Here is a 12,543-nt window from a genome sequence, read left to right as displayed (position 1 = left end):
AGGTGTATTCTGCAATAATCAAAGCCATAGTACCCAAACCCATCACGATAGGTAATACGCCAAACACCATATCAACAGCGTTACGGATACCTTCAGCGAAAATAGCTTTTGCAGATTTGACTTGGCTTGCCTTTGCTAGCGCTAATTCCATACCCCATGAGAAAGACGTGTGACCATTTGGAACTGCATCTGCATCTTTAGCAGGAGATGTCCCATCAATGTAAGTATTCTTTTTGAAACTTAATGGTGGCAGGCGAGGAATGATGATCGCCGCTACAAAGCCTGCAAGGCAAATGGTGCCATAAAAAGGCAAGAACAGATGTTCTAGTTTCACTTGTGCAATAACGACTAAGCTGAAGGTAATTGATACGGCAGAAAATGTTGTACCAACAATAGCAGCTTCACGTTGAGTATAAAATTTGTTTTCGTACTGTTTACTGGTTAGTAAGATACCAACAGTGCCATCACCTAACCAAGAAGCCATACAGTCAATTGCACTACGGCCTGGAAGGTTAAAAACTGGACGCATGATTCTGCTTAATAAGCTACCAAATAGCTCTAGCAGCCCGAAGTTAAGCAGTAAAGGCAGCAAAAGCCCGGCAAAAATAAATACAGAAAATAAAGTGGGTAATAAACCCTCAAGAACCATACCGCCAGTGTTTTCTTCCCAGATAGCCTTAGGGCCGATTTGGAAAAACGTCATGATGACGGCGATACCACCAAATACACGGACGGCTAACCAAAGCACAGATGGATTAAAAAGCCCATTTAAGAAAGGACTCTTTGTAATGAATGCAGGTTGAAAAATTTTACATAAAATGGAAGCTGCAGACATAAAGGCGATGATCACTGTCACTATTGCAACAAGGTAATCGCCCAAAATAGCTTGAATAGATTTAGCAAGGACGGCAACTGGAATGGTTAAGTCACCTTGGTAGCTAATTGGCGCCATAAACAAAAATAGACCAATTAACGAAGGGATGAAAAACATCCAAAAGCTACTTTGTGTTGGTGCTACAGGAGCTTCAATAGTTTGAGCGTTATCTTGCATGTTGTGTCTCGTATTACTGCGGGTCAATAGCCACCAACTGGTGGCATAAAAATGCACTAAATAGCTCTATTTAGTCATTGCAGGCAAGAATATCTATTTTTAAAATGGCTTGCAATACTATTCATTAACAAAGGTTAAGTATTCAAATAAAAGAGCTGTCATTCTCAGATAACACGGTCATTTGTTTTGCTGTTGTTGCATTGGTTAATACTCTGTTATTGATTGAGGCGTCCGTTTTACAAAGACTTAAGGAGGGCTGCGGAAAACTGGGTGGTTAAGGTAAGAGGGACGGGTCAGTCAAAGGCCTTTAACCGCAGGCTAAAGGCCAAAAATGTATAGGTCCAATGAGCTTTATTGAGCTGAACTGATACTCAAACGTTGTAAGCTAACACTAAGCGCATCATCGAATTGACTAAAGAAATTATCTTCACCGACCAAATCAACAATCCCCGCTTTTTTCAGTTTCATTGCCACACGGGTATTTGCACCAGAGATCAACACTTGCACATTCTTTTTGTGGAAGTTTTCGATCATTTCCTCAATGGATTGCAGGCCAGTAATGTCCATAAATGGAACCCATTTAAGGCGAATAATTAAAATTTCTGGCTGCTCTTGAATGCTGCTCATCACACGCTCAAAGGTTTCAGCCGCAGCAAAGAAAAATGGGCCTTCTAAGGCGTAAACGGCGAGCTCTCTTGGTAACTGAGTTTGCCCATGACGAAGTAGATCAGCACTGAGTTCATGATGTGTACTGGCTTTCACTTCAACGCTAGATGCCATACGTTTTACAAAGTGAAGGGTAGCGATGATCACCCCGATATTGACGGCGACCACTAAGTCAGCAAACACGGTTAATCCAAAGGTTAGCAACAAAATAACCACATCGGCTTTGGGTGCGCGTTTAACCAATTTAATAAAGTGGGGAACTTCACTCATGTTCCATGCTACGACGAACAAAATCGCACTGAGTACTGCCAGTGGAATATTGACGGCTAATGGTGCAAGTGCAATAAGGATAATGACCAGAGTGAGCGAGTGCACCACGCCCGAAAGTGGGCTTGTCCCCCCGTTGCGTATATTGGTTGCAGTACGTGCAATGGCGCCTGTCGCTGCAATGCCACCGAACAGTGGAGCCACGATATTAGCGATACCTTGGCCGACTAATTCTTGGTTTGAGTTGTGTTTGGTGCCCGCCATACCATCGGCGACCACCGCCGAAAGCAATGATTCAATCGCGCCCAGCATAGCAATCGCAAAAGCAGGACCAATCAATAGAATAATTTGAGAGAAGCTAACTTCTGGAAGCGAAAACTCTGGCAGGCCTTGAGGTATGCCTCCAAAAGCCGATCCAATCGTGCGGATCCCTTCAAAGCCAACAAAATATTGCAACACGGTAACGGTGACGAGAGCAAGCAGCGGCCCTGGTACTTTCGAGAGCTTCGGGATCTTAGGACCGAAGATAACCAGCGTGAGCGAAAACAACGCAAGGCTTGTTGTAGCGCAATCCATCTGCGGAAAGGCATGGAAAATAGACACTAATTTTTGATGAAAATGCTCACCTTCGATCTTGGGAAGACCGAAGAACTCTTGCCATTGCCCAACCCAGATGATGACACCAATACCACTGGTAAAGCCGACGATTACGGGGTCAGGAATATAGTGGATAATGCTACCGAGTTTTGCTGCCCCAACCAAGAACCAATAGAATCACACCCGCCATCATAGTGGCTATCTGCAACCCGCTGACCCCGTACTGGCTAACAATTCCAGCGAGTATCACGATGAAAGCGCCCGTTGGACCGGCTATCTGTACTCGCGAACCGCCAAACAGTGAAACGATAATGCCTGCAATAATGGCGGTGTATATCCCTTGCTCCGGTTTTACGCCAGAAGCAATAGCAAATGCCATCGCCAGTGGCAGAGCAACGACCCCTACAATCAAACCTGCACTGATATTATTTAACCACTGTTTTGGTCGTAACAGACCGGCTTTGTAGGATTCATATATGACAAACATAATTGATAACCTTATTGAAAATAGGGGGTTCGTAGAAAGCGCGGTGAATTCTACGCTCATTTAAAATGCTGTAAAGAGGGGGAATATTCCACAGAGGCTATAAATATAATGGTTCGGCGGCGGAATTTTTACTATTTAGAGTTGTGGATGTGAGTCTATTTTCTTATGATTCACTAGGTAGGATGTTTTTATACAGAGATGGAGTTTGTGATGATCAATAAACGTTTTTTTAAAACAAAAGAAGAAGTCGAAGTGACCTTTGAACTGGATGCTCCAGAGACTGCTGGCCATGTTGCGATAGTGGCGGATTTTCTTGACTGGCAACCAGAACCAATGAAAAAGGTAGCGAAAAGTAATAGTTTTAAATTTAAAACCCGTTTACCTAAAGATGCTGAATTTCAATTTCGTTACTTGTTGGATGACCAACAATGGGTTAATGACCCTAGTGCTGACCAGTACATTGCCAATGGTTTTGGAGAGGAAAATAGCCTAGTGACGACTTATCAATAGGTTATTGATAAGCCTTGCTAAAGTGTGCAGCATGACTAGGGCAGCACTCATTTTTACTGGTAATCGTTGATTTATTGTAAGGCACTTCGGTGCCTTTTTGACCCTAGAATTACACGAGATAGGTGACTTTTGAAACAGAAAGTCTTAATCTTGAGGCTCTTTTGACTTAATCAACAGGGTAGATAGTGCTTTCTCGTTCTCTCATTCTGCGCTTTTCTGAGCTTTCACTTCCAAAGAAAGCGTCGGTTATTGGCCTGCCGATTGTCGCGGCCATCGCGTTTTCCTCATCTATTCAGGATAGCTCCTTACAGCGCCAAATTGAGCTCTCTATTACTGACACTCAAATTGTTCAGTCGATTTTGTCTGACACTGTTGATGTGAAAAACCTTCCAGATTTTGAATATGAGATAAAACCTGGTGACAATTTAAGCACCATCTTTAATCAACTTGGTTTCGGTTATCAAGATTTGATGAAGATTATGGAAACCGATTTAAACTATCTCGCATTAGATACGTTGAAGCCTGGCAACATCCTTAGGTTTTGGAAAGCACAAGACGGAAATGCGCTTTCCAAAATGGAGTTGGAATTTAGCCTAGTCGAGCGTGCGGTGTATTCACGCCTAGAAGATGGTACCTATGAGTTTCAAGATGTTAAAATACCGGGTATATGGAAAGAGTTTGCTATGGTTGGTGAGATCCAAGGCAGCTTTTCTCAGTCGGTCAATTCGATAGGATTAGGCAGCGCCGAGATAGAGCAGATCGTCTCTTTACTTAAAGATAAGCTCAACTTCTCCCGTGATCTTAGGGTTGGTGACCGATTTGAAGTGGTTCAATCTCGTCAATTTGTCGGTGAAAAGTTGACGGGTAACCGTGAAATCCAAGCGATTAAAATCTATAGTCGAGGTAAAGACGTTTCTGCTTATTTACACCGTGATGGGCAGTACTATGACAAGAATGGCGATAGCCTGCAGCGTGCATTTCAGCGTTATCCTACGACAAACAAACGTATTACCTCTAATTTTGATGCGCATCGCTTGCATCCAGTGACAAAAAGAGTTGCACCGCATAATGGTACTGACTTTGGTGTGCCAGTTGGTACACCTGTATTTTCTACTGGCGATGGCACGGTGATCATGACGCGCAACCACCCTTATGCGGGTAATTATGTAGTGATCCAGCATGGCAGTACTTACAAAACACGCTATTTGCATTTGAGTAAAATTTTAGTGCGTAAAGGTCAGAAAGTATCACGGGGTGATCGGATCGGTTTATCAGGACAATCAGGTCGTGTGTCAGGGCCTCATCTGCATTATGAGCTGATGATTCGAGATCGCGCGGTGAATGCCATGACGGCTAATATTCCAATGGCAAATTCAGTGCCTAAAAAAGAGATGGCGGGCTTTGTTGCAAGGCGCAATGAACTCGATTCTATGCTTAAACAACAAGAGTTGCGTTATGCCACTAGTGGAGCTTTGGCTGACCAAGATTCTTAATGAGTTAGCATAATAAGCATAATAAGCCCGATAGCCCCCTGATTTTTAAATTGAGGGGGCTTTTTATGCACGCTGTACATGATTGATATTGTTCCAATGAGTCACGATAGAGAGCGGTGTTTCGGGTTTTGAAAAGTAGTAGCCTTGGATCTGCCCACATCCCATAGCATAGAGTTTTTCAAGTGCCTCTTGGCTCTCTACCCCTTCAGCAACAAGATCGACTTTAAGTTGATTTGCAAGTTGGATAATGAGCCAAACTACGCTCTCCGCAGTTTCACTACACAGCATGTTTTTGATAAAAGTGGCATCAATTTTAATACAATCGATGGGATAGCTGTGGATGTAATTTAAGCTTGAATAGCCAGTACCAAAGTCATCAAGCGCAATCATAAAACCAAGCAGTCTGAGCTTATCTAAGATGTATCTTACTTCACTGGTTTGTGAAAGCAGCACGGTTTCAGTGAGTTCAATCGTAAACTCATTTGGTTTAAAGTTTTATCGATCAAGGGTTTGCATTAAGTGTTCAAGATAACGATTGGAGTTGGTAAGTTCATGCGCCGAGCAGTTAAGTCCTAATCTTACCTTGTATCCTAAGCCCTCCTCTAATTCAACTTTTGCTAGACAGGCTAGTTCAACAATACGTTCTCCCAACTCCACAATTAAACCTGATTGTTCTGCGGTATTGATAAACTCAATTGGTGAAATGCTACCTAGAGTTTCGCTATTCCAGCGAGTGAGGATCTCAAAATAATTCCACTCATTCTGATCACGACTGACGATTGGCTGCGCCACTACGAATATTTCACTATTTCTACTGGTTGGTTTACTGAGTTCACTGCGTAGTGCTTCAGTTATTCGAGTTTGGCGATGGTACTGGTTACTCAAATGGGTATCATAACAACGGATATTACTGTTGCGAGTTTGCTTGCACTCTTTGAGCGCTAAACAGGCGTTGAGAATCAGTTGATCGGTCGTAATGGCTTCTTGATTTTTTTTAGAGATGCCGATACTTAAGCTAATTTTAATATGATGTGATGCGTCGATATAACCCACATCCAGTTTATCCAATATGTTGCGACAGATTTGCAGCGGATCGTTAGAAAAAGTTATAAACGCGAATTCATCCCCTGCAATTCTAAATGCTAAATGCTCTTCCGAAACGTTTTGAATGATAGTATTAGCTACAAATTTAATGATTTGATCGCCAATGTAGTGACCATGTGAATCATTGAGCGCTTTGAAATTATCAATATCTAAATAAGCAAGAGTAAAAGGCTTATCTGTCGTTTCAACCAAACGTTCTAATTTGTCAGCTAGATAACTGCGATTCATTAAATCGGTTAGATTGTCGTGAGAAACTTCATAGTTAAGTTGATTCACCAATCTATCAGAGCGTTCAGTTAGCCATTTATTGCGCAAACTGTGTACGACTATGTTAGCAATGAGCTGGTGATAGCCAATCACGGATTCCTCATCCTCGATGGACGAATAGAAAGTAGACACGAGAATTACTATCACCTCGCCATTTTGGGCGCGTAAGGGAATACCGATATAAGCGTCAATCTTATTTTCAATCAGAAACTTGTCATTGGGAAATAGGCTCATCACGTGTGACGGGAAGAGACAGTATTCCTGTTTTGATTTCCATACTTGTTCATATGGTGTTCCCCTAAGCGGATAACCTGTATCGCTGTCGTCTGGCGATTTGCCAGCATGGGATAAGGCATGAGCCCTGTAATGTAAATTGTCGACCTCGACAATGCATGTACAGCAGGTTTGAAAATGTGTATGCAGCACCAAAGTAGCTCTATCGTGTAACTCAGGACCATCGAGTTGCATGAGCTTGTTTATGGTGTTTAGACTAACTGCATCCCTAGCCAATGATGTTATAGTCATATGTCGTACTCTGTTTTTTTAGAATATGCACTTAGTGACTATGGTCGATATTGCGCATTTTTGCCACTCGCAATGATGGGGACTTGAGATGTAAAAAATAAAATATTGTTTATTCAGTGGCTTGGTTACAGAGTTTTATGGAGACTTTTTTCTAGGATAGATTGTTTCTTGTGCCCCATTTTGTGATCAAAATATCCGTAATACTAATTTGATTACTTAGCTTCATTCGTTAATTTTTCTTTTAAGTAGTTGAGAAATAAATGAGTTCGAGTGTGTTGATAATCAAGTTTAGGGTAATAAGCGTAAACCGTTGCTTGATCAACGGTGATATCGGGTAGCAAACGTACCAAATTGCCCAAACGTAGCTCTTCTTTGACCATCACATCGTTGGTGACAATCACTCCCATGCCATTTTTGCCTGCATAGAAAAGTGCTTCTGGATTGGTTGTCGCGAAATTACCCGATACGGATAGGCGTTTGCCCGTGGAGGTTTTTAATTCGCGCGTTGTGTGTTCTCCCCAAATCAAGACATTGTGCTGTTGAAGTTGTTCGGCGGATTTGGGCATACCATATTTTTCAATATAGTTAGGAGAAGCATAAAAGCCGGCCCTATGTTCAAATAGGGGGGAGGCTTTAAAACTGAGGGAGTTGAGTTGGTCAATTTCTCGGCTGATGAATAAATCAAGGTGAAGTTCGGGCAATTGCCCCGGAGTTGTTGTGGTCAGTTGGATTCGAATGTCAGGGTAGCGCTGTAGAAATTCATCTAAATACTGCACCAAAAATTTTGAGCCCACAGAGAGTGTCGCCCCAATTTTTAGCAGGCCAGCGGGAGTTTGGCTGACAGATCGTGTTTCATCAACCACCGATTGCCAACTTTCAAGTTGTGCTTTTGCTCGCTCATAAAAGAGAGCACCCGCTTCGGTTTGTGTCACCGTTCGTGTGGTGCGCTTAAGTAACTGCACGCCAATTTTCTCTTCCAGCCAATGTACTCGTTTACTGATGGCTGAGCTGGTGGTATTGAGCTTACGTGCCGCGCCGTTAAAGCTGCCTTCTTCAACCACTCGCATGTATGTTTTAACATTTTGTATCCAATCCATCGTTACCCTACTCATTCCTCATTGGAACTAATTCATTTCCTGAGTGCTTTATTATCAAATCTGAGTTGCCAATATATACTGAAAACGTATTTTGACACCACATCTACCGACGATAAGAGCTCACTTAGCAATCCATGAAAACTCTCGCTAGCACACCATTTAAAAAGACGCCGATGTTATTGGCGATGATGATCATTGCCACGGGCCAAGTTGGGGTGAGCATCTATTTACCTGCACTGCCGCTGATCAGCCGAGACTTAATGGTTGACCAAGCCAGTATTCAATGGCTCGTCACTCTCTTTTTAGTGGCGTTTGGAATGTCACAGCTTTTTTACGGGCCATTGTCTGATGCGGTTGGTAGACGCCCGACATTTTTACTCGGGCAGGGGATCTATTTGGCCGGTACAGTATTGTGTGTCTGTTTTTCGGATAATTTTCATGCGTTGGCTGCTGGTCGCCTACTGCAAGGGCTTGGCGCGGGAAGTGCTTCTGTTCTTGGCCGCAGTGTGCTGCGTGACAGTTATGATGGTCTGCAATTAACAAAGGCGCTTTCTTACATCGCCATCACCGCCTCAATTATGCCCATTATTGCCCCCGTACTCGGTGGGTAGCTTGCCTTTCATTTAAGTTGGCAGTCCGTGTTTGTGTTCGTATTAGTGTATATCTGTACCATTTTTATTTTAGGTTGGTGGATATTGCCAGAAACGTTGCCATACGCGAAATATCGGTTTCAACCGAAGGCCGTATTGCATAACTACTTGCTACTATTGAAAAATTCCCAAGTGCTGACCAGCGCCAGTTACAACTGGATCAGCTATTTATCTAGCTTAGTGACTCTGTCGGTGCTGCCTTTTCTTTTGCAAAACAAGTTGGGGTTAACGGCCGCCGATTATGGAACCGTAATGATCATCCCTTCCGCGGGTTTGATGATAGGCAGTGTTGCCGTTAACTTACTCAATGATCGTTTTTCATCCCAGCGTTTACTTGCTTTGGCGATTGTCATTATCGCTTTTGCCGGTGTTTGGTTACTGATAACACCGATGAGCGTGTTTAATTTAGTGTGGGGATTTACTTGGTTAACGGTTGCGCAAGGTATCTCATTTCCATTATCCACCAGCATGCTGCTCGGGCCACACAAAACTCAAGCGGGCTCCGTTGCGGCTTTATCCGGCTCCATTCAAATGTGTTTAGCTGGATTCTTAGGGGGATACTTGGTGGAAAGATGGATCACGAGTCAGATGTCGCTAGGCTGGTTCTATTTAGCAACCAGTTGCGCTATGTTTTTGGTGTTGTGTTCTTCCTATCGCTTACGTCAAAGCAAATTCGCTTAATGCTGTTTATACCCTTCCGGTTTGAAGCGGTTTAAGTCTAGTTGTGCATTTGCATCGTACATGTCGGCACAAGAGAAATAATTTGAGGTATAATCTCGGCGACATTAATTCGACGGAAAAATCAATGCAACAAGATGAATTTCAAGCATTAGTCAAAAGCTTGTGCGAGCAAAAAACACTTCCTCAAGCGTTAGACATGCTGAAAGTATTTGAAGATCAAGATATTGCTGAAGCAGCCTTAACGTTAGTGGGCCAGTTCGCTTTAGCCGAAGTGGATGGGGAGCAACGCATTTACCACGTCGTGTTGCAAGAAAATGAGCAAGGTGAAGAAGAAGAGTTTGTCGAACACATTATGAATGAAGGCGATGACGTTATTAAGTTTGTTGCTTGGTTTTTTGAAACCATGTTTGAAGTTAAGCAGAAAGAAACTTACTTGGCTGCTGGTAAAACCTATAAGCAGCCTAAACGCGGTTAACTGAAAATTAATTACTTTATTTTGTGACTCAAGTCTTGTTTTTGTTCTTTTTTGGACTAATATACACCTCGTCAGGTAAATAAATTACATGTTGAGGTGATTCATGGGTTATGAATTAGGTGGTGTTTACGTTGGTCAACTGATCGCAAAAAAAGCGATGTATGATGCAATGCATGGCAAACCACAAGCAAAGAAAAAGTCTTTCATTAAAACGCTAGTGAAGAAATTCAGCAAATAGTGAATGCCTAAGAATTAAAAAGCCCTAGCTTGGTAACAAGCTGGGGCTTTGCTTTATTTACTCGGGTAAAAATGACTGTGCAAATTCGTCCACCATTCGTCCACAAAGAGCCCGTATACCATTACTGACTAAAGAGTCGGCGGTTTCTGAGGCGTCAGTACTTTTTCTTCTAAAGTAACCAGATGCTCTGGAGCACTACTGACTTTTTTTGGTTAGCCAATCTTCCAATTTATCACACCCGCCGATATAGCGGCTTTCTAGCCAAATTTGTGGCACGGTGACGGGCGTTTTTTGACCGATGATGGCTTTAACTTCTGGGATCATCCGGTACAGCGCCGCACTTTCTTTGACTACATCATGATAGGTGTATTGAATTCCCGCTTCATCCAGCAATTTTTTTGCTTTGACGCAGTATGGGCAAGTGGCTTTTCCATACACAATATTGCCAGTTAACTCGTCACGTTGTGCCCACTCTTTGATCACCGATTGAACCAAAACACCTCGATTTAACGCTTCTCCTTGGCTGATCACTTTACCTTCAACGACCAATATTGGGGCGTGCCATGCGCCAAGTTTCAAGGGTTCCCACCAGTACGATAGCCAGTCTTTGACTTCTAACTCGATGGGAATGCCCTCCAGTTCATTATTGAAGGTGTCAGTCAAAATGTCTTTGGTGAGAGTACACTCGCCGCAAGGGATGGTGACTTTAAATGGACCCCAACTTCCAGCCCATCGGTATAGTGTGATTTTTATCGGTTTTGCCATCGTGTTTTCCTCAAGAAGCATTGCTTAGAGAATAGGAAAGAGTGGAGTGACTTTTTATTTCAACGCGAAGATTTTTTTGTTTCCCAGTGAGTAATAAAGGCCACTGAAGCGATAATGATGGCAGCGCCAAGCCATAACCGCCCAGGTGGTGCCCAGCCAAACACTAACCAACCCGCCAAAACATTCAGTGGCAGCTTTGCGTGATCAAAAGGTTGTACAAAAGACGCATCTGCCACTGCATAGGCTTTAACTATCGCCCAATGAGCCAGTGCCGTCATCGCACCCGCAAAAAGCAATATAAGCCACAGAGTACCTTCTTGCGGTGTTTGCCAATCTGGCAAAGCGAGCAGCAGATTGAACGGTGTGAGCAGTATCAAAAGGTAGACCACCATAGTAGACGGTGAGTCATGGGCAGACAGTTTTTTCACCATCAAAGAGTAACAAGCCCAAAAAAATGCCGCGCCAACAGGCAGCAACGATGCCAAGTTGAAATCGTCAGCCCAATGTTCAAGGATGATCATCGCCCCGACAAAGCCAGTTAATGTTGCTCCCCCAGCGCGCTGTAGCCACTTTCTCTTTTAAAAAAAGACCTGAGCCAATCGTGGCAAAAAGAGGAGAGGTCATCAGCAGTGCAATACCTTGCCAAATGGGTACGGGATAGGCGAGTGCCCATAACCAGAGCTGTATGCCAATCACAGATAAAAACACACGGAAAATATGCATGCTTAAATGATCGGTGCGTAGCGAGTAGCGGATCCCTAACCTTGATAAATACGGCAAAATAACGACTAACGCGATGGCATATTGAACCAGCGCCACCGTGGTAGATGGCAGGCCATAATTGATACTGGCGATTTGAGCAAGGCTATTGACTATCGCAAAAGCGAGGCCTGCGATCAGCATCCAACTTGCCCCTTGGATCGGGTGGTGAAGTATTTTGGTCATAGAGAAGAGGGTTATAGAAAAAGTCGTTGAATCATACTGACTTATCAGCGTTAAACCAATCTCTGAAATGAATAGAGTGGTTCAATAAATTTGAGCAAGTGTTATCCCTGCTGATTTCCGCTTGTCTGAAACGCCAAACATTTTGCGTATGGACTGTGGTGATGGGATAAAAAAAGCCCCCTAAAAAGGGGGTGAAAGAACATGAACGGTCAGTGCTCTTCCTTAGCACTGAAAAGAAGCACAAACGCTGCCATGCATTTGTACTTATTATATAGCAGGTTATGTGCCACCTTTAACTTATTGAAAAATAGTGAACTTATATTGTTGGCTCTGTTAAACATGGTCTAGCCTAGTGCAATGTGTTTTATCGTGGTGCAATGCCGGCAAATAAAAAAGGCCAAGCGAGTGCCTGGCCAAAAGGACAAAATCCTTAGGGAGTATATACCCGTTCAACTTGAAGATGCAGGTTTCAATATCTGAAAATTATCCGTAATTCTGGATAGCAGTGAGCCTGCGACTTCTGGTAGTGTCATATCGAAAAACGTTTTGATAGCAGAGGTAAAGGTTGCTTTCGAGGAGAAATAAGCATTGTTCCTCACATGCTCATTCATTACTTTCCAAAGCAGCTCTATTGGATTTAAGTTGGGACTGTATGGCGGCAGGTAATGAAGCTCTATATTGAGCACTTGGGCCGCATTTCTCACCAGCTCTGACCGATGATAAGT

General features: G+C 43.1%; 8 protein-coding genes and 4 pseudogenes. 5 read left to right on the top strand and 7 right to left on the bottom strand.

Translation table 11 applies throughout. The features are described 5' to 3' along the window. Positions 1-1,051, bottom strand: a 1,051-nt coding sequence (locus VOR_RS0115065; RefSeq protein WP_010320525.1) for a YjiH family protein, incomplete at its 3' end; no start/stop codon positions are given. A 351-nt stretch (positions 1,052-1,402) separates the two neighbouring features. Beyond that, positions 1,403-3,068: pseudogene (locus tag VOR_RS18030) on the bottom strand (SulP family inorganic anion transporter). 210 nt (positions 3,069-3,278) lie between these two features. On the opposite strand from VOR_RS18030, the gene VOR_RS0115055 reads away from it, so the two are divergent. Further along, on the top strand, positions 3,279-3,578 hold the full coding sequence (locus VOR_RS0115055; RefSeq protein ID WP_029627262.1) for an isoamylase early set domain-containing protein: 300 nt from the start codon (positions 3,279-3,281) through the stop codon (positions 3,576-3,578). A 185-nt stretch (positions 3,579-3,763) separates the two neighbouring features. Next, complete coding sequence (gene shyA / locus VOR_RS0115050; RefSeq protein WP_010320523.1) at positions 3,764-5,071, top strand: peptidoglycan DD-endopeptidase ShyA; 1,308 nt, start codon at positions 3,764-3,766, stop codon at positions 5,069-5,071. A gap of 63 nt (positions 5,072-5,134) precedes the next feature. Here shyA and VOR_RS18025 read toward each other — a convergent pair. Then, a pseudogene (locus VOR_RS18025) lies at positions 5,135-6,967 on the bottom strand (putative bifunctional diguanylate cyclase/phosphodiesterase). Positions 6,968-7,179: 212 nt separating this feature from the next. Further along, positions 7,180-8,064: a LysR family transcriptional regulator gene (locus tag VOR_RS0115040; protein WP_010320519.1), complete on the bottom strand. Its 885-nt coding sequence runs from the start codon at positions 8,062-8,064 to the stop codon at positions 7,180-7,182. A gap of 134 nt (positions 8,065-8,198) precedes the next feature. Between VOR_RS0115040 and VOR_RS18020 the strand changes: the two are divergent. The 3 genes and pseudogenes from VOR_RS18020 (at position 8,199) to VOR_RS19165 (ending at position 10,108) form a co-directional block, all read left to right on the top strand. Next, positions 8,199-9,395, top strand: a pseudogene (locus tag VOR_RS18020) (multidrug effflux MFS transporter). 124 nt (positions 9,396-9,519) lie between these two features. Further along, positions 9,520-9,870: a hypothetical protein gene (locus tag VOR_RS0115030; protein ID WP_010320517.1), complete on the top strand. Its 351-nt coding sequence runs from the start codon at positions 9,520-9,522 to the stop codon at positions 9,868-9,870. Positions 9,871-9,973: 103 nt separating this feature from the next. Next, a complete protein-coding gene (locus VOR_RS19165; RefSeq protein WP_010320516.1) occupies positions 9,974-10,108 on the top strand; it encodes a hypothetical protein in 135 nt (44 codons plus the stop codon). A gap of 195 nt (positions 10,109-10,303) precedes the next feature. Here VOR_RS19165 and VOR_RS0115020 read toward each other — a convergent pair whose 3' ends face one another. The 3 genes and pseudogenes from VOR_RS0115020 to VOR_RS0115010 form a co-directional block, all read right to left on the bottom strand. Continuing rightward, positions 10,304-10,873, bottom strand: coding sequence for a glutaredoxin domain-containing protein (locus VOR_RS0115020; RefSeq protein WP_010320515.1), 570 nt, complete (start codon positions 10,871-10,873; stop codon positions 10,304-10,306). Positions 10,874-10,932: 59 nt separating this feature from the next. After that, positions 10,933-11,818 (bottom strand): annotated as a pseudogene (locus tag VOR_RS18015) (DMT family transporter). Positions 11,819-12,267: 449 nt separating this feature from the next. Beyond that, on the bottom strand, positions 12,268-12,543 hold a 276-nt coding region (locus tag VOR_RS0115010), incomplete at its 5' end, for a transposase (RefSeq protein WP_010320512.1).

Source organism: Vibrio ordalii ATCC 33509 (genome assembly GCA_000257205.1).
GTDB lineage: Bacteria > Pseudomonadota > Gammaproteobacteria > Enterobacterales > Vibrionaceae > Vibrio > Vibrio ordalii.
The sequence above is the reverse complement of the archived record's forward strand: the minus strand, read 5'-3'. Positions and strand labels throughout refer to the sequence as shown.

Excerpts from the sequence above, each read along its gene's own strand:
- VOR_RS0115055 (WP_029627262.1), top strand. The coding sequence starts at position 3,279 with ATGATCAATAAACGTTTTTTTAAAACAAAAGAAGAAGTCGAAGTGACC.
- VOR_RS0115040 (WP_010320519.1), bottom strand. The coding sequence starts at position 8,064 with ATGGATTGGATACAAAATGTTAAAACATACATGCGAGTGGTTGAAGAA.
- VOR_RS0115030 (WP_010320517.1), top strand. The coding sequence starts at position 9,520 with ATGCAACAAGATGAATTTCAAGCATTAGTCAAAAGCTTGTGCGAGCAA.
- VOR_RS19165 (WP_010320516.1), top strand. The coding sequence starts at position 9,974 with ATGGGTTATGAATTAGGTGGTGTTTACGTTGGTCAACTGATCGCAAAA.
- VOR_RS0115020 (WP_010320515.1), bottom strand. The coding sequence starts at position 10,873 with ATGGCAAAACCGATAAAAATCACACTATACCGATGGGCTGGAAGTTGG.